Origin of the sequence: Candidatus Roseilinea sp. NK_OTU-006, from assembly GCF_012931985.1 — a bacterium.
In the GTDB taxonomy this organism is placed as follows: Bacteria; Chloroflexota; Anaerolineae; order J036; family Brachytrichaceae; genus JAAFGM01.
The window spans coordinates 119,297-136,231 of the sequence record NZ_JAAFGM010000006.1 but is presented as its reverse complement, the minus strand read 5'-3'; the positions used below and the strand labels follow the sequence as shown (position 1 = coordinate 136,231).

15 protein-coding genes, 1 other RNA gene and 1 pseudogene are annotated in these 16,935 nt (G+C 62.0%); 1 reads left to right on the top strand and 16 read right to left on the bottom strand.

The annotated features are described in order from the left end of the window. Nucleotides 1-29 precede the first annotated feature (29 nt). The 16 genes and pseudogenes from GXH28_RS05705 to ssrA form a co-directional block, all read right to left on the bottom strand. Complete coding sequence (locus GXH28_RS05705; protein ID WP_169238053.1) at nucleotides 30-1,481, bottom strand: aspartate ammonia-lyase; 1,452 nt, start codon at nucleotides 1,479-1,481, stop codon at nucleotides 30-32. A 45-nt stretch (nucleotides 1,482-1,526) separates the two neighbouring features. After that, a complete protein-coding gene (upp, locus tag GXH28_RS05700; protein WP_169238052.1) occupies nucleotides 1,527-2,156 on the bottom strand; it encodes a uracil phosphoribosyltransferase in 630 nt (209 codons plus the stop codon). A 191-nt stretch (nucleotides 2,157-2,347) separates the two neighbouring features. After that, nucleotides 2,348-2,509 (bottom strand): hypothetical protein, encoded by a 162-nt coding sequence (locus GXH28_RS05695; RefSeq protein ID WP_169238051.1) that lies wholly within the window; start codon nucleotides 2,507-2,509, stop codon nucleotides 2,348-2,350. Nucleotides 2,510-2,588: 79 nt separating this feature from the next. After that, nucleotides 2,589-3,914, bottom strand: a complete 1,326-nt coding sequence (locus tag GXH28_RS05690; RefSeq protein ID WP_169238050.1) for an MFS transporter — start codon at nucleotides 3,912-3,914, stop codon at nucleotides 2,589-2,591. Nucleotides 3,915-4,003: 89 nt separating this feature from the next. After that, on the bottom strand, nucleotides 4,004-5,227 hold the full coding sequence (locus GXH28_RS05685) for a photosynthetic reaction center cytochrome c subunit family protein (RefSeq protein WP_169238049.1): 1,224 nt from the start codon (nucleotides 5,225-5,227) through the stop codon (nucleotides 4,004-4,006). 9 nt (nucleotides 5,228-5,236) lie between these two features. Further along, a complete protein-coding gene (locus GXH28_RS05680) occupies nucleotides 5,237-6,127 on the bottom strand; it encodes a photosynthetic reaction center subunit M (protein WP_169238048.1) in 891 nt (296 codons plus the stop codon). 95 nt (nucleotides 6,128-6,222) lie between these two features. Beyond that, on the bottom strand, nucleotides 6,223-7,080 hold the full coding sequence (locus GXH28_RS05675; protein ID WP_240550208.1) for a photosynthetic reaction center subunit L: 858 nt from the start codon (nucleotides 7,078-7,080) through the stop codon (nucleotides 6,223-6,225). Between the two features lie 299 nt (nucleotides 7,081-7,379). Beyond that, nucleotides 7,380-7,508 (bottom strand): hypothetical protein, encoded by a 129-nt coding sequence (locus tag GXH28_RS16650; RefSeq protein ID WP_255464528.1) that lies wholly within the window; start codon nucleotides 7,506-7,508, stop codon nucleotides 7,380-7,382. Nucleotides 7,509-7,546: 38 nt separating this feature from the next. After that, the gene (locus GXH28_RS05670) at nucleotides 7,547-7,708 is read right to left on the bottom strand and encodes a light-harvesting protein (protein ID WP_169238047.1); all 162 of its coding nucleotides are present in this window, start codon (nucleotides 7,706-7,708) and stop codon (nucleotides 7,547-7,549) included. Nucleotides 7,709-7,986: 278 nt separating this feature from the next. Next, entirely contained in the window at nucleotides 7,987-11,550 is a 3,564-nt protein-coding gene (locus tag GXH28_RS05665; protein WP_169238046.1) for an alpha-amylase family glycosyl hydrolase, read from the bottom strand. 11 nt (nucleotides 11,551-11,561) lie between these two features. Further along, nucleotides 11,562-12,047, bottom strand: coding sequence for an ester cyclase (locus GXH28_RS05660; RefSeq protein ID WP_169238045.1), 486 nt, complete (start codon nucleotides 12,045-12,047; stop codon nucleotides 11,562-11,564). Between the two features lie 56 nt (nucleotides 12,048-12,103). Continuing rightward, nucleotides 12,104-12,877 carry a DUF4230 domain-containing protein gene (locus tag GXH28_RS05655; protein ID WP_169238044.1) on the bottom strand — a complete coding sequence of 258 codons (774 nt, stop codon included), beginning with the start codon at nucleotides 12,875-12,877 and terminating at the stop codon, nucleotides 12,104-12,106. Nucleotides 12,878-13,085: 208 nt separating this feature from the next. Then, a complete protein-coding gene (locus tag GXH28_RS05650) occupies nucleotides 13,086-13,772 on the bottom strand; it encodes a cupin domain-containing protein (RefSeq protein ID WP_169238043.1) in 687 nt (228 codons plus the stop codon). 172 nt (nucleotides 13,773-13,944) lie between these two features. Beyond that, the gene (locus GXH28_RS05645; RefSeq protein ID WP_169238042.1) at nucleotides 13,945-14,661 is read right to left on the bottom strand and encodes a VOC family protein; all 717 of its coding nucleotides are present in this window, start codon (nucleotides 14,659-14,661) and stop codon (nucleotides 13,945-13,947) included. Nucleotides 14,662-14,681: 20 nt separating this feature from the next. After that, nucleotides 14,682-15,365 (bottom strand): annotated as a pseudogene (locus tag GXH28_RS05640) (alpha/beta fold hydrolase); the annotation flags it as partial. Between the two features lie 292 nt (nucleotides 15,366-15,657). After that, nucleotides 15,658-16,054, bottom strand: a transfer-messenger RNA (tmRNA) gene (gene ssrA, locus GXH28_RS05635). Nucleotides 16,055-16,114: 60 nt separating this feature from the next. Between ssrA and GXH28_RS05630 the strand changes: the two genes are divergently transcribed. Beyond that, nucleotides 16,115-16,933 carry a hypothetical protein gene (locus GXH28_RS05630; RefSeq protein ID WP_169238040.1) on the top strand — a complete coding sequence of 273 codons (819 nt, stop codon included), beginning with the start codon at nucleotides 16,115-16,117 and terminating at the stop codon, nucleotides 16,931-16,933. The last annotated feature ends 2 nt before the right edge of the window (nucleotides 16,934-16,935 follow it).

The window sequence follows — 16,935 nt, the reverse complement described above, 5'->3', positions numbered from 1 at the left end:
GCTGAGCATGGCGCTTGCGCCCGCGCTGTTTACCCGCCGCCGGCAGGCCCGCCTAACCCGCCTTCCGTCAAGCGGCGCAGGTCGGATAGCACCGCGTCCACTTCCTCAAGCGTGAGCGGCGAGCCGTCCTTCTTGGTCAACGCGCCGCTGGCGATGCGCTCCGCGGCCACCTCGCGAATGGTGACGTTGCGCTTCATGGCGTCTTTCACCAGCTCAGCGCCGGCCAGATAGCCGATGATGGGGTTGAGCGCGGTGACCACGATGGCGTTCTTCGCCAACCAGCCGGTCGCCTTCTCCGGCTGCGCCACAATGCCCACAACGCAGAACTTGACGAAGGCGTTGATCGAGCCAATCGCCACTTGCATCATCTCGTTCAAGTTGTGGGCGATGATGGGCATCATGACGTTCAGCTCAAGCTGGCCAGCCTGCGCCGCTAACGCCACGGTGTGATCGCAGCCCTGGATGTGGAACATGGCCATGTTCAACATCTCGGCCAGCACCGGGTTGACCTTGCCCGGCATGATGGACGAGCCGGGTTGCACGGCAGGCAGCCGAATTTCATCCAGGCCGGTGGTGGGACCGGAGCTGAGCAGGCGTAGATCGTTGGCGATCCGAGTGAGCGTGATCGCCAGCGTGCGCATACTGGCGCTGAAGTCTGCCGGATCGGCCATGCTTTGCATGCCCTCGAACAGATTGTCGCTTTCGTAAAGCGGCTGGCCGAGCAGGCGCGAGAGCGTCTGGACCATGCGCCGATGGTATTCGGGATGCGCATTGAGGCCGGTGCCGACGGCCGTGCCGCCGATCGGCATGCGCCGCAGCGCATTGGCGGCGCGATGGATGCGCTCCAGATCGCGTTCCACCGCGCGCGCATAGCCGCTGAATTCCTGGCCCAGCCGGATGGGCACGGCGTCTTGCAGGTGGGTGCGGCCGGACTTCACGATGGGATCGAACTCCTTCGCCTTGGCCCACAGCGCGTCAATCAGCCCTTGCACCGCAGCTTGCAACTCCGGCAAACGCCACAACACGCCCAGGCGGATCGCCGTGGGGGTGGTGTCGTTGGTGGATTGCGCCATGTTCACGTGGTCGTTGGGGCTGACCGGCTTTTTTTCGCTGCTGTTCAGCGGCACGCCGAGGATCTCGCTGGCGCGGTTGGCGATGACCTCGTTGGTGTTCATGTTGTGGCTGGTGCCCGCGCCAGCTTGAAATGGATCGACGACAAAATGTTCGTTGAACTTACCGGCCATCACTTCCTCGGCGGCCTGAATGATGGCGTCGGCGATGCGCGGCTCCAGTAAGCCCAGGTCGCGATTTACCTCGGCCGCGGCGCGCTTGATGGCCGCCATGCTCCACACGAACGCGAAGTAGGGTTGACGCCCTGTGACGGGGAAGTTGTTCACCGCGCGTTGTGTCTGGGCGCCGTAATAGGCGTGAGCGGGCACGCGGACTTCACCCAGGGAATCTTTCTCGATGCGATACTCCATACGATGTCGGCCTTGTGGGATTGTGTGAACGCGGAGGATTATTGCTCAAGCCGTGCCGAACTGCCGGTCGCCGGCATCGCCTAGGCCGGGCACGATGTAGCCGATGTCGTTCAGGTGATCATCCAGCGCCGCTAGGTAAATCTGAACGTCTGGGTGCGCTTCACTGAGCTTCTTCACCCCTTCCGGCGCGCCGATCAGGCCGACGAACTTGATGCGCTGCGCCCCCCAACGTTTCAGGATGTCCACGGTCGCCACAGCGCTGCCGCCGGTCGCCAGCATCGGATCCAGCACCAGACACACTTGAACCGTCGGGCTGACCGGCAGCTTGTTGTAATACTCCACCGGCCGCAAGGTGCGCTCGTCGCGATAGAGGCCGATATGCCACACCTCGGCGAACGGCAGCATCGTCAGCGCGCCCTCGACCATGCCCAGGCCGGCGCGCAAGATCGGAATCAGGCCCACGTTCTCAGCCAGCTTGTGGCCGGTCGTTGCGCCCATGGGCGTCGTGATCGGCAGCGGTGTCAACGGCAAGTCGGACGTCGCTTCGATGACGAGCATCATCGCCAGTTCGCGCACGACTTCGCGGAATTTCTTCGGTTCAGTCTTCTGGTCTCGAAGGATGGCGAGCTTATGCTGTGCGAGGGGATGGTGGCAAATGTGCAGTTGTGTCGTCACAATTGTCGCCTCAAATTTTTGATTGGCTCAATTCTACCGGAGGCGACCGGCGCAGCACGAGACGATTCGAATGGAGGCATCCGCCTCCAGCAGGCCTCGGGCGCAGCCAAACGCGATGGAGGACGTGGCGTGGAGACGCGCTGTGGGGCGATCCCGTCACGCAACACAGCGCGTCTCCGCGGTCCGGCGCGCTAACGACCGGCTTGCTCGTCGCGCTTCTCGGTGGCATGCTGTGGCAACTTGCTCTCCTCGACGGCGTTTCGATCGGTTGCCAGGAAGAGCGCAAACAGCCCGACTGAGCCGAGCAGCAGCAGCACCACACACAACAGCGCTTCGGTACTTGGGATGAGCATGTTCAACCTCCCGCTTCGGCGATTAGTTGCGGGTCGTCAGGCGTCAACCGCCGCTAATCGCCGTTCATGGGTCATACACCTATGCGCCAGGTACGTCCGTCAACCCAGCGAACGCCGATCGGCCTTTCTCACGGGTGACGAACGCCTCGCGCGGCATCGCGATCAACAGCGCCAGCGTCACGGCGATCAACACCATCTCGACCGCGTATACGGTCGTATAGCCTCGCGCCAGATCGCCGGTGATGCGCGAGACGACATCGCGCAGGTTGCTGCCGGCCAGCGCAGCCAGCCCTGCCGCCGATGTCTGCGCCAATCCCCACATGCCGACATACATGCCGGCCGTCTTGATGTCTGCCAGAGAAACGACCAGCGAGAGCGTGGAGATCAGGAATAAGCCGCCGGCGAGGCCGATCACGCCGGTCCCGCCGATGAACATCGCCACCGAGTGGTTCGCGCTGGCCATGGTGATCAGGCCAAAGCCAGTCAAGCCCACCAGGCAGGCAGCAAACGTGACCGGGATCGGCGAATCCAAACGCGGAATGACCTGCCAGGCGATCAGCATGGCGATCAGCATACCGATGCCCCACATGGCCGTGAGCCGCGTGGTCTCTGCGACGCTCATGCCGAGCACCTGTCCGCCGTACGGTTCGAGCAACACGTCCTGCGCCGCCAGCCCCAGCGTGCCGAAGAACAGGATGGCGAAGAACAAACGCATCTTGTGCGTCCCCAGCACTGTCCAGATTCGGCTGGAGAAGTCCTCCGCATCATCCTCTAGCTCCACAGGCCGATCCTGCTTCCAGATGGCCGCGACAGCCAGCACCAGGAAGATCACCGAGGCCGACTGCATCACCTGGATCAGCTTCATCGGGTGGAAGTCCTGCAAGAAGAAGCCGATCACAAACGAGCTGATGATCTGGCCGGTGATCAACGCGATCCACAGCAGCGCCATGGCGCGGCTGCGCTCGTGCTTGGGAGTGAGGTCGGTCACCAGCGCCAGGTAGCCGGTTTGCCCGACGTGCGTCCCGACGGCGTACAGCAGGAAGATCAGCGTGCAGAAGAAGACGGCCACGGGGAAGGGCACGTCGCTGTTCAACTGGGACGCTTTGCTCAGCAGCAACAACGAGAACGGGGCGGCAGACAGGCCGCAGAACACGAGCATCGTGCCGTACCAGGCGTAAGGCAGGCGTCGGTAGCCGAAGGTCTTCTTCTCCTTGTCGGATCGGAAGCCCATCAGCGCGCGGACAGGCGCCACGAACAGCCCGAGGCTGAGCAGCCAGCCGACGATGCCGGCTGGAATGCCCTCTTCTGCAATCAGCACGCGGTTCAGCGCGCCGTTGAACACGACCACGCTGAACCCCAAACCGAGCTGAAAGAGGCTGAGGCGCAGCAGGCGTTTGTTGACCACGATGCTTTTGAATGAGAGATGAGAGATTGGTGAATGGGAAGGTCGGTGGCCATCGCCGATCGCCAATCGCCAATCTCCAATCTCTCGAACTACTGCGACGGCAGCTTGGGCGCAGGCACCGGCAGATCCACCAACGGCTTGATCTCCGGATCGCTCACCTTCTGTGGCACTTCGCCCTCGCCAGGGAGGTAGGCGCCGGGCGGCACAACGTTGCCGCGGTGGCACATCCAGCAGTTCGGCTGGGCCAGGTTGCCGCGCGTCGGGTCAGCCTTCGGCATCTGCGGGAACCAGTTGATGGCGATGTCCTGCATCATACCGATCATGTGGCGCGCCTGCGACTTGGGCCACTTGAACGTGCCGTCTTCAAGCACATACGACTTGAAGTAGCCGCCGTAGTGGCAGAAGTCGCAGCCGACGGCCAACGCCGTGTTCATGTGGTACATCGCCGCCTGGTTGCGGTAGGTGTCGTTCAGGCCGGCCGGCGTATCCTTGTTCGCGGTCACCTGGAAGTAGTTGACGTTGCCCTCCGCGTCGGGCCGCGCAGCCAGCAGCTTATCGTCCACGATCTCGTAGCTAGCGGGCGGCTTGCCGTTCAGCGTGATGCCGTAGTGCTTCATGTCGTACTGCGTCGGGTTGCCGCCGCCGGCGATGCCGAACATCGCCAGGTTCTCGATTGTGGGCACGTTCTTCTGGTCGGTGTTCCAGAACTGCGCCTTGCCATAGTGACAGGTCGCGCACTGCAGTTGATACAGCGGCTGACCTGCCGGCCGCGGAATGCTGCTGATCCATTTGTTCTGCAGCTCGAACTGCATGATCAGCATCGCCTTGGCCACGGTCTTCTGCGGCTTGTCGTAGGCAGCGAAGTTCTGCAAGTTGTGGCAGTACTCGCAGCTCTGGCCAACGCCGGGCGTGAAGTACTTGCTCATGTACTCGAACACCTTGGCAGTGGTGTTGTATTGCGGCCCGAGGTACTTGGTCAGCACCTGAACGTTGACCGTTTGCGGGTTCTGCTGCTGCCAGGCGTTATAAGCCTGGAGCGCTTCGGCGCTTGGCTGCGCAATGGTCTGCTTTTGACGACTCAGATACTCGACGAAGTCAATCTGTTGCACACCGGCGTAGTTGTAGGTGCTCTCGGCGCGCCAACCCTGGAACGCGCGCCAGTCCACCAGCGCCATAGACAGGGCGATCACGCCGCCGAGGGCAAGCACGGTCATGGCAACCAGGCCAACCAGCTCGCCGCGCAAGATCTGGCGCTGTCGTTCATCGTAAACGGCAACTGCACCGGGAGGAGCAGGGTCATTCTCGAAAGACATGGCAGCCTCCTATGGCACACAGGCTTTCTGCAAGCCCGGTACGATGTCTGCGCGGCAGCCCCACTGGAACCAGTCGGGCACGACCGGCCCGCTGAGCAGCACGCCGATAGCGCCGGCGACTGCGACGAGCGTGGCGAAACCCAGCGCCCACTGGTGGATGGTGTAGGCCGTCGCGTTGAACCCCATCACCCAGCGCCACAACAACTGCGCGCGGTGCGTCCCTTCGTCGCTCTTTTCGATCTCATCAATCTCGCGATGTGCGCCGTAGGACAACGTGGCCAAGATGGTGGCGCCGTGCATGGCCAAGATCAGCGTGCTGCCCAGCAACGCGAAGATCGAGACCATGTGGAACGGGTTGTAGTAGAAGTTGCCGTACTTGACGCTGAAGTGGTTCGTCCACAGCAGGATGCCGCGCAGGCCGTGCGGCGGCGCCTCGTTCCAAGAGTTCACCCAGATCGGATGGATGATGTAGATGGATGCGTAAAGGAACAGCGCCGCGCTGAAGGCGATCGGCACCATCGGGCGCAGGCCGTTGGCCACGGCGCGCGTCCAGATGCGGATCGTCCAGAACACCAGCGTCAGCGATAGGAACAGCGTGGCGAGTTGCCAGTAGCCGCCCTCCTGCAGCGGCGCCATCTGCAAGCCGGCCGATGGCGGCGGCGGATAGAGCGTGAGCACCGGCAGCTCGCGCAAGAAGCGGATCGGGTTGTAGCCCACCTGCTCACCGAAACCGATGGCGGTGATGAACACGCACAGCAGGTAGGAGAAGAAAGCCAGCGCACCCCACATCCCGAGGTAGATCGGCCCGACTTGCGTATCGGCCAATCCCTCCAAGAAGCGGAGATACCTCACGGTTTTGGTGCGCCGCTCAAAACTCTCGCGATACACTTCCGTAGCCATAGTTTCTCCAGAAGGTCAGATGGCAGAGTCCAGAAGCCAGAAGCCAGAGGCCAGAAACCAGCGCTGGAATCCGGATCGGAATTCCGCCATCTGAGCTAGTTGAAGGGGAAGTTCTTCCAAAACGGCGCGTAGTTCCAGAAATCCCAGAAAGCGCTCCAGTCCTGGACGACCGTGCCGGACAGCACGAAGCACAGGTTGCTCATCAGCACGCACATCACCGCAGCCCAGAAGGCCAGGCGATGGATACCGATTTCGCCGATGCTGTAGCCGAAGAAGTCCCAGTAGAAGCGGTTGACGTTCTCTTCGGTGACGCCCTCGCTCTTCTTGCGCGCGGCGCTCAAGATCGTTGCGCCGTGCAACGAGAGCACAAACGCGCTGCCGAACAGCAGCGTGATGCCGATGGCGTGGAATGGGTTGTAGAAGAAGTTGTAGTAGCGATAGCCGAAGGCCGAGAGCCAGTCCAGGTGAGCAATCACACCCAGCGGGAAGCCCTCGGACCAACTGCCGAGCAGGATGGGGCGCACGATCTGAATCGTCACCCAAGAGGACAACACCGCTCCAAAGGCGATCGGCACCTGATACCCGATCTTGAGCAGGCGCGAGATGTCTATCTGCCGCATCATCCATGCGAAGAACGTCACCGTCGCACAGAAGACTACGAAGAGCCACCAGAATCCCTTGTTCGGGTCAAAGGTGATGGCCAGGCCGACGCTTGGTGGCGGCGGCGCAATTTGCCCGCGGATGAAGTTCAGCAGCGGGTTGTTCGTGCGGTTGGGATCAACGAACAACACCTGCCAGAACCACACGCCCGATCCAAGGATGCCGAAGACCAGCGCCACCACGCCCCAGAAACCGAGGTAGAAGCGGCCGATCCAGATCTTCAGCAGGCCGAATGAGGCGCGCGGGGGAACAGCCATCGCCTCTTGGCGATATTTCGCCTCGAACGACAACATAAGCCTGTCTCCTTTTAGAGTCAGGGCTTGAGGTGTGCGTAGGCTTGTCGTCGCTTATGCGGTCGTCCATGCAGAGGCGGGGCGAATGATGAAATAAAAAGATGATAAAAACACTCGCAACGTCGCTGACTCGAACACGGCTCACCGCACTTTACACTCGCCTCGACGCCCCGACAGCCCAGACTCGATTATTCGATTAAGAAACCGGCGGAGGGTGCATCGCCGCGCTATCCAACTGATCTCGCTCGTTCAGCCTCTTCAGCGCTGCAGCCCTCCACCGGAGAATGATGACTAACGCTTCACTTCAGCCAGAACGTGTTCCAGCTTGAGCTCAGTAGCACAAAGTGGATCAACAGCGTCGTCAGCACTGCCGTTACGACGTAGATCCCCAATGCAGTCTTGAAGTCTATGAACTTCGGATCTCTCATGTCGGCTCACCTCCTGTTATTGAGAGCATAGGGTGCAATTACGGATTCGGCGAGATCCAGGGCTTGTACATCGCGATGATGATGTGAATCAGCCCGGCCAGGAAGAAGAAGATCCACGAACCCAACACGACGAGTTGGTGCTGCAACCACTCCTCGTTGGTGAACAGTGGCCTCCATCGCTCTGGAACCTTGTCGTTCATCTGTTCTGTCACCTCCTTTTGTTTCAGAGATGGCGCCTGGCTGCAGCCACGCGCCTCGAGCGAGCAGATGGATATTGCATTTACATTGTATGACAGGTCGCCTCTATGTCAACTAGTCAGTTGGGCAGAGCCAACGCATCACCCAACCACGGGGACGCAGTGCGGTCGTTCGCCTGCGTAACAGTCACCCCAACGAGGCGTTATACCCAGTAGGCACATCGGATGATTGCACGGCTTCGGCAGTTGAATGGCCGGAATCCGGTTCATGCTCGAGACGTTCAGCTTGCCATCGGGCTTGCAGTGCCTCGTCGAGACGCCGGTTGAGCATCGGGCGCTGCCGACTCGGACAGCAGTTGCGCCACGCGGTATCCGGCGGCTGTTGCCGCTTCGATCAGCGCCTGCGCCCGGGCGCGCGCGTCGTCGGCGCCGTTGAGCGTCGCCGCCGCCTCCAGCACCGCGACAAGCGACTCGAACGCTTCCTTGCTGAAGTAGGTGATGCCGTCGTACACATTCACCTGAAGCAACGCCTGAGCTTCGGGATCGGCAAACAGCGCGCGAAGCGCAGCGATGCGTGGGCTGGAGTTGGGCGCGAGGGCCGCAGCACTCGATTCAGGGGGGCGAACCTGCGCAGGCAGCATGAGCAGATCGCTGTGCGTCAGGACCAGCTTGACCTGCGCCACGGCGACGTAGGCTTGCGGGTCGTCCATGCCGAGTTCGCGCAGGGCGTCGTGCAGTGCCTCGCCCAAGCGCCAGCGGGTGAGCCAGATCCGGCTGGCCTGCGCGGGATCAGCCGTAGATCGCGGCGTTCCATCCTGGACTGGGCGCGTTGCTTCCAACAGCGTTTGCGCCGCTTCGCCCATTCGACGCGAGAGCAGCCAGCCGAGCGTCGTCGCCAGCGTGGCCTCATCATCCGGCAAACGGCCCAGTGTGCGCAATGCCATGAAGCGGCGCGCATCCTTACGGGCGGCGCGGGCGACCGCGCGGCCGGCTTCGGCGTCCACGGCATCCTCGCCGCGCGTGTGACGCTGAATCGCTTCGAGCACGGCCTGCATGCGCGCTTCGAGGTCGTCGAGCGCCTGCTCACGTTCGGCCTCGGCTAGCGTCGCCGCGCCCATCAAACGCTTCATCAGATCGGCATCTACCAGCCGCCGGTATGCGCGCGCGACCGGCGTCAACCGCACAATCTCCAACTCTTCCGAGATGCTCGCGACCCAGCGCCCTTGCAGCCGGGCGTCCAGCTCGGCGTAAGGATGCGCGGCGTCCTCCCGAACTTCATTGATGCGGTCGAAGACGTGATACTCATAGGCGCGCAACGCCATGTGTAGGCCGCGCGCGCATAGTTCGCGACTGCTGCGAATAAACTCTAGCCCGCTGATGGCGTCGTGGAACACGACGAAGTGCTCCGCATCGTCGTGCAAACCCAGCGCCTCACCCAACGTGGACCGGACAAGCACCTTCTTGTCGGCCGGTTTGACGGCGTAGGCGGCCGACGTATGGATCCACCCGCGCGTTTCGGCGAACTTGTTGTGGTATATCACCAACGTCTTCTCATCGCCGTAGGCGTTTGAGTAGGCAAACACGTCCTCGTTCACGCTGCCGTCCGCTGTGTAGAAGTCGAACAGCCGAAACCGATCTACGCCGGCGAACAAGTAGCGTTTCTTCAACAGCGGGAAGATCTCGCGCTCATGCCGGGCGACCAGCGCCTGATCGGGCCATTCCCACAGCTTGGGATAGCGAAACTCCATGCCATACTTTTCGGTGTAGCCCTCGATCTGGCCGTGCCCAAACATCGGCAAACCGGGCATGGTGCACATCAACACGCATACGCCGAAGTATTTGTCGCCTTTGCCGAATTGTTCGACCGCCGTCTTCTCGTCCGGGTTATTCTGGAAGTTGACGTAGCGGCGCAGGATTTCGGGGTCGAACTCGAGGGTGTTCTTGATGAGCTGGCGATACTCGCCGTTCTTTTCGTCGCGCAGCATATTCATGAACGCGCTGTTGTAGACGCGGTGCATGCCCAGCGTGCGGACGAAGTAGCCTTCCAGCATCCAAAACGCCTCGGCCAACAGAAGCGTGTCGGGCGCTTCGACGGCCGCGCGATCCACGACCTCGCGCCAGAATTCGTTCGGCATCAGCGCGTCGAACTCCGCGGCCGTCAAACCGTGGCCGGCGCGCGACGGGATCGCCCCACCCGCCCCCGGCTCGGGAAACCATAGCCGGCGGATGTGCCGCTTGGCCAGCGTCATAGCCGCGTCGAAGCGGATGATGGGGAACTGTCGCGCTACGTGCAGAATGGTCTGGATCACGGCTTCCCGCGCTTCCGGGTTGAGATAGTTGATCTGTGCCGTGTCGTTCCACGGGAAGGAGGTGCCATCATTGCCGTGATAGATATAGCGCACGTCACCCGTCTGGCGGTCGAGGCGCTTGAAGACTACCGCGGCGTCGGTGCGCGTGTAGTAATGATCTTCGAGGAAGATGCCGACGCGCGGGTCGCTGGAGAGGTCGGGACCATCGAACGTGTAGGACGGGAAAGGCGGGTGAGCGAGCGAGAGGAAGTAGTCCGGTCGCTCGATCACCCACTTCGAGTCAATACCCATGTGGTTGGGCACCATGTCGCTGGCGAGGCGGATGCCGTAGCGCCAGGCCTGCGCCTTGAGGTGGTTCAGCGCAGCTTCGCCGCCCAGGTCCTCGGCGATGGTGTAGTCGTAGAGTGAATAGGCCGAGGCCACGGCATCGTGCGCGCCCATGAGTTGCTTGATGCGCTGCGACGCCTTGCTGCGCTCCCACAGGCCGATCAACCACAGGCCGGTGATGCCCCATTCCGCCATCTGCGCCAACTCCTCGTCCGGCACCTGGTCGAGCCGGGTGATGGCGCGTTGATATTTGCGCGAGAGTTGATCGAGCCACACGTAGGTATTCTTGGCCAACAACACCAACCGCGGCATCCAGTCCGTATCGGGCGTAAACGCCTCGCGCTCGATCACAGTGATGTCACCCGACGGCGCAGCGTTGATGCCGCGCAAGTCTTCGATGGTCGGCGCCCGCGAAGGCCCTGGCCCGCCGAACCCGAACGCCGCCTTCTCATCTTCGCGGATCAAGTCGAAGCTGGTCAGCAAGCGGGTGAGGAAGCGGCTGAACGCCTCCCCGAAGTACGGCGCCCAGCGCTGCCGGATGAACTCCAACTGTCCTTGCAACGAATCCGGCGCAGCGCGCGCCGGCGCCTGGAGCATTTCGATCAACGTTTGATCGTCTGGGCCGAAGCGCGGCTGCTGATCGAAGAATTCTCGAATCGCGGCGATCAACTGGTGGTAAGCCGTGCCGTCGGCGACCGGGGCGTCGTCGAACAATTCGGCAAATGGCCGGAAGGCCGGATTCTCGTTCTCCAGCCACAGCATCATCAGCTCCTCAAGCGCGTCCGTGCTATATGCGACCAGATAGGTCGCCGGATTCATCTCGCGGCGATACACGGGGAGCGGAGGGAAGTGCTCGGTGAAGCGCGCTAACGTTGCATACACAGCCTCGGGACCGAGCTTTTGGCTGGCATAGTCCAGCGCATCGCTAAAGCTGCGCCGATGGGATGGCATTTGCCCGCGTTGGCGCAAAGCTTCATCATAGAGGCGCACGACCAGGTGCAATAGCTCGTCAATCAGCCCCATCGCGTTCAGCTCGCCGGCGCGGACGGCGCGGTCCGGATTGTGCGCGGCGTCACGCCGGTCGTTCATGCGTTGGGCGAACTCGCGCACGGCGCGCAGATCGGCGAAGACGGCGTTGCCGGTGAACTGATAGAGGGACTGATCGAAGTCGTAGCGGTCGCGGGCGGCGCGGGAGATATGGAATTCCATGCTCGATGAAGTCACTGCAATTGCCGCATCATCTCGGCCATGTCGAAATACACCCTTTCGCCGTCGAACTTTTGGGCGGCGCGGTTCCACGGGAAGTAGATGATGATCTTGACGTTGACCGGCCGGCCGGTGGCTTCCAGGCCGGCCCACGGGCCAAGGTGCGTGCCGGTCATATTGGCGAACTCGGCGACGCCCTGTGGGCCGATGACCACGTCGTAGACCTCGAAGTGCACGTCGGGAAACGCACCGAGGAAGGTGAGGTAGAAATCGCGTGCGCCGTCATGCCCCTCCCAGCGCTGGCCGGTAGGGATCAGCTCGTACACGCACGACTCCGACAACGTGGCGATTAGGCCGGGGATATCGCGCGCATCTTCGGCGCGCGAATGATCAATCCATAGCTTGCGGATGCGCTTGTATTCCTGCGGATCCACTTCTTGGATGATGCGCCGGCGGATGCTGGGTTGGCCGGACTGAACCCGCGAGGGTTGCTGATGCATGGCTGCATTTTAGGCTCTTTCCGAAGTTGCGCTCAGCTTGCGAAGGGCGTTACGGCTTAGCGCTCAAACTCGATCTCGACCTGCTCGAACCCAGCTTGGCGTAGGAACTCGGCCAGTTGCAGTCGGGTCAACGTCTCGGTGATCTCCAGCATTGCCGCGTTGCGCTCGGCCTCCGCGCGCAGTTTGCGCCGCGCTTCGTCCATGGCCGCCAATTCCAGGCCCTCGTATTCCGAGAACAGCCAACTCCGTTGGCTGTCGAACACACGGGATGCCTCGGGCAACAGCTCGACGGTGAGCACCTGGGCCCGCGGCACCTTGATCTTGATGCTCCGGCCGTTGATCTGCACGTCGGACGACTTGATCCGGCTCAAATCCACGCCGGCACGGATCCGACCCACAGCCATGAGTACGACGCGATCGGCGCCGAGCAGCACGCCGCCAATCCCCTGACGTGTCCGCGACAGTTCGACCACGGTGGAGGCGGTGTATTCTAAGGTGCTCAGGTCGCTGAGCGCGTTCCACTTCGGCGGCGGCAGCGGAGTCGGCGTAGGGGTTGGTGTCGGCGTGGGCTCCGGCGTCGGCGTGGCAGTGGGTGGAGCTGTCGGCGTCGGTGGTTCGGTCGGCGTCGGCGTAGCCGTGATGATGATGAGCTTTTCGACCGTCTGCACGACAATGGGCCGCTCAGCCATGGGCGTAGGCGGCGATGCCGGCCGTGATGCGATGGCCAGTGCAGCGATGACGCCGATCGCCACGATAGCGAAGGCAGCCGCTGCCGCAACCACCACCCAAGCATATGGACGCAACCGGAACGGGCTCTTGTTCGATAGCATGGCTTCCCTCGCATGCGCGCGCATCCCGCCTGCGCCTTGATGGGCGAGGAGCGATGCCGGACTGCCTGAAGCGCGCGACGACCCGATGCGCCGAAGCCGGTTAGACCCAGACGCTCACCACCGCGCAGAGCAGATCGGCGCGCATCAACGGCGCTTCGTTCCCCTTCAGTCGCGCCAGCCCTTCCAAGCACATCGCTTTCATGGCGCGTCACGCTTTCACGAGATGGGCGTCCTCTGGACGGACGATGGCCGGTGCAGTCGGGTCGAAGCACACGAACTCGAAGTAACGCAGTGGCGTTGCGCCGGTGTTGATGATGCGGTGACGGTGCGTGGCCGGCACATGTTGGTAATCGTTCGGTCGCATTGCGCCGCTCAGCCGTTCGATCTCGATGCCCGCCTCGCCGTCGAGGATGTAGATCATCTTTTCTTTGACGCTCTCCACCATCACGCCCGTTGCTTCACCGGCCGGCAGCACGCGGACATGCGTCGCGATCCGCTCGTCGGATGGCATGGACTCGGTCGCGTCGGGCGCGAAGGCGCTCTTCAGCGACGCATGACCCTCAAACGCGCCTGGCTTGAAGTCCTTGTAGCGCCAGCGCGCATGTTTGTGGTTTGGCACCACCAGGACGTAGAGGCACACCGTCTCATCGCCCACCAGCCAGTAATTGTGATAGCGATCCGGCGGCATGAACAGCAATTCGCCTGGGCCGACGCGCTGCTTGCTTGCGCCAACCTGAATGTCCATCTGGCCGGCAGCGATGTAGATGATCTCAGACGCATCATCGTGAGCATGCGGCAGCGGGCCGAGCGGGTCGTTGATAAACCAATGCGCATCTGGTGTCCACACTAGCGCGCGCGAGCGGATCCGCTCCGTCCAGATGAGCGGTTGCTTCATCCATTCTTTCCAGTCCGGCTTATGCATGACGAAGGTGAATATACATGCAACCCCATCGCTTGTCACTCAGGGGGGCATTGCCGGCAAGGGATGGGCGCAACGTGCGGGGTAGGCGCAGGTATTGCCTGCGCCCACCCGATGTCCTGCCCTTGCAGAAAGGTGCGCCCGCCGCTCACGCTAACCGGATGCCATAGTCGCGCGAGGCGTAGTCATAGAACTCGCGCAGGGGCGCGGCGCTTTCGCCTTTGAGGCCCTTGTATTCCGGCTTGATCTGGCTGAGCTGAATCATGAAGCGGATGCCACCCAGCTCGATCGTGCCGTAGAGCGACAGCCGTTCGGCGCGCTCCAGCAGTGTGAAGTCGCTAACGTATTCCGGGCAAGTCGCCTTTAAGTGCGTATACGCTGCTTCTAGATCGTCCACCACAAAGCCGATGTGGTGAATGCGCGACGGCAACCCATCGCTCAAAGGCTGACCCGGCTCGGCCTTGAAGAAGAACAACGCGTTCACACCGGTGGTGAGCACCAACAAGTGCTCGTCGTCGCGCACGTTCTTCATCTTCAGGCCATCCTGAAAGAAATGTCGGCACGCTTCGCGATCGGTGGTGGCCAGCGCGAGATGGTCGAAGCCGAAGTTGACGAACTCGGCCTTATGCTCCTTCAGCGGCGTCGCCTCCAGCAAGAAGCGACAATGGCCGTAGTAGTCGTGGATTTCGTACAGCCACATGTCCGGGAAGATCAACTCGCCGGTCGGCAGCGTGATGCGCAAGCGATGCCGATGCATCACGTCCTCAGGGAGAAAGGCATGCAGCGCCTGATGAACCACCCTCTCGCGCGGCATCGAGCCACCGAACGAACGGCCGTCGGGCAGTGTAAATGAGACTTCGATCATGGGCGCAATGGACATTTGCATCACGCGCACGCCGCCTGCGCTGCCACGAACCCACGCGCGATTCCCGCAGTTACGGCCGCTTGCTGAATGTGGATGAAGTGGGCGCAATCCGACACGGTGACGTAGCGCGCGTTCGGAATGCGATTGACGACGGCGGCCATCATGAAGTCCTTGACGAGAAACGGCTCGTGCTGACCGCCGATCACGATGGTGGGCGCTGTAATGCGCGCGAGGCGCTCTGGGAAGTTGACGCCGGTCGTCCACGTGTTGAAAACGCCGACGAACGCTTCCCTGCTCCACGTCAGCGCGCCGGGCAAAAGCTCATCGAGCACTTCCTGGGGCATATCCCCATACCAGCCCAACTGCAGGATGCGCGCGCGCCCTTGTGCCTTACCCTCTCCGTCTGCGCCTTGCAAGAATAGATTGCGCGCTGCCTCGTTCACCGGCACGCCGGTCGCCGGCACCGGGCCGATCAGCACCAGCGCTTTGACCGCCTCCCCTAGCTCAGAGGCGAGCCATTGGGCAATGGCGCCGCCAGTTGAGTGGCCGAGCACGGTGAAATCGCGGAGTGCTTCGGCGCGGATGACGGCCAACGCATCCTCAGTCAGATGATCGAAGGTGTATGCGCCCTCATCGGCTGGCTTATCGGAGTTCCCACAGCCGCGCAAATCGGGCGCGACGATGCGATACTCATCTACAGGAAAGAACGACAACATGCGTTCCCAGTGCGCTGCATCAGAGTTAAAACCATGCTGCCAAAACATCACCTCGGGGCCATTGCCGTATACGTAGTATGCGATTCGCACCCCATCGGCGCCAATGGCATAGTAGGGCTCACGGAACATCGCCTCAATCCCTTCACTGCGTTTGACTTTCATATTTCACATCTCTCCTTTCACATCTCCAATCTCAAACAACTCAAGCTAGGCGAGAATAATTCTGAGAAGTGAGAGAAGACTGAGATGCATGTGGAGGGAGGGGTGCGCCGCTGTGGAGTAGTGGAGATGCCGGGAATCGAACCCGGGTCCGAAATGCGCCTGCCGCGAGTGACTACGAGCGTAGTTGCCGTTTGAATCTCGCGCCTGGCATCCCCGGCAACGGGTTTATCCAGACGCCAGTTCGTTGATTCGGCGATCAGCCCGCGTTAGCTCACCTACGAACCTCGGTGAAACGCGCGCCGGCTTTATCACACCGTTACGCCCCCCACCGGCGCGAGGAGACGAACGATGCCGCAGACGCTATGCTGCGGATGCAGCCCTTTGGCTTACGCAGCCATCGGGACGGCATTCCAGTTGATCTTCTTCGCACTTACTGTGCTGCGCGCTGTTTAACGAGAGTCGCTTCTCGGCTCGCCACTCGGACACGACACAATCCGTCGAAACCTGTCATCCCCGTGTGCGCCCAGGATTATACCGTAGGGTTGCTTTACAATATACCCAGTGAATAAGCCGACATGAACAAGGCCGAGATGACCCAACGCCTGGAGCGCGCCTTCCCAACAGAGCAGGCCGGCGTGCTGGCCGAGGTGATTTATGACGCCTATGACGCGCTGGTCAAGGCTAGCGACTTCAGCGAGTTGAAAGCGACGGTCACCGAGCTGGTCGAGGCGCAGAAGCGCACCGAGCAGCGCGTCGCCGAGTTGGCCGAGGCGCAGAAGCACACCGACCAGCGCGTCGCCGAGCTGGCCGAGGCGCAGAAGCACACCGACCAGCGCGTCGCCGAGCTGGCCGAGGCGCAGAAGCGCACCGAGCAGCGCGTCGCCGAGTTGGCCGAGGCGCAGAAGCACACCGACCAGCGCGTCGCCGAGTTGGCCGAGGCGCAGCGACAAACTTCGGATCAGCTCCGCGACTTGATCGGGGTTGTGCGAGGGCTGGCTACTGAAGTCGGTAGCCTTTCGCGCACCATGAGTTATTCCCTCGAAAACGAGGCCTATCGCCTGTTGCCCGATTTGCTCAGGCGAAATTTCGGCCTTGAGATCGAGCAGAAGCTCGTGCGCACCGAGATCAACGGCGAAGAGATCAATCTGTTCGGCCGGGCGCGCCGGAACGGCCAGACCGTGCTGATCGTCGGCGAGTCGAAGCTCCGGCTGGATATGCGTTCTGCCGAGCGGCAGGAAGTGTTTGAACAGCTCGAACGCAAAGTGGCAGCCGTGCGCGAGGCTTACCCGGGCCAGGAAATCATGCCGGTGCTGATCACGCACTATGCGCGGCCGGCCTTCCTGCAAGAGGCGCAAGCGCGCGGCGTGCAAGTGTTTCAGAGCTTCGAGTGGTAAGG

Bases quoted from the DNA above. Each gene is read 5' to 3' on its own strand.
- GXH28_RS05705 (WP_169238053.1), bottom strand. From the start codon at position 1,481: ATGGAGTATCGCATCGAGAAAGATTCCCTGGGTGAAGTCCGCGTGCCC.
- GXH28_RS05695 (WP_169238051.1), bottom strand. From the start codon at position 2,509: ATGCTCATCCCAAGTACCGAAGCGCTGTTGTGTGTGGTGCTGCTGCTG.
- GXH28_RS05685 (WP_169238049.1), bottom strand. From the start codon at position 5,227: ATGTCTTTCGAGAATGACCCTGCTCCTCCCGGTGCAGTTGCCGTTTAC.
- GXH28_RS05680 (WP_169238048.1), bottom strand. From the start codon at position 6,127: ATGGCTACGGAAGTGTATCGCGAGAGTTTTGAGCGGCGCACCAAAACC.
- GXH28_RS05675 (WP_240550208.1), bottom strand. From the start codon at position 7,080: ATGTTGTCGTTCGAGGCGAAATATCGCCAAGAGGCGATGGCTGTTCCC.
- GXH28_RS16650 (WP_255464528.1), bottom strand. From the start codon at position 7,508: ATGAGAGATCCGAAGTTCATAGACTTCAAGACTGCATTGGGGATCTAC.
- GXH28_RS05670 (WP_169238047.1), bottom strand. From the start codon at position 7,708: ATGAACGACAAGGTTCCAGAGCGATGGAGGCCACTGTTCACCAACGAG.
- GXH28_RS05665 (WP_169238046.1), bottom strand. From the start codon at position 11,550: ATGGAATTCCATATCTCCCGCGCCGCCCGCGACCGCTACGACTTCGAT.
- GXH28_RS05660 (WP_169238045.1), bottom strand. From the start codon at position 12,047: ATGCATCAGCAACCCTCGCGGGTTCAGTCCGGCCAACCCAGCATCCGC.
- GXH28_RS05655 (WP_169238044.1), bottom strand. From the start codon at position 12,877: ATGCTATCGAACAAGAGCCCGTTCCGGTTGCGTCCATATGCTTGGGTG.
- GXH28_RS05650 (WP_169238043.1), bottom strand. From the start codon at position 13,772: ATGAAGCAACCGCTCATCTGGACGGAGCGGATCCGCTCGCGCGCGCTA.
- GXH28_RS05645 (WP_169238042.1), bottom strand. From the start codon at position 14,661: ATGATCGAAGTCTCATTTACACTGCCCGACGGCCGTTCGTTCGGTGGC.
- GXH28_RS05630 (WP_169238040.1), top strand. From the start codon at position 16,115: ATGAACAAGGCCGAGATGACCCAACGCCTGGAGCGCGCCTTCCCAACA.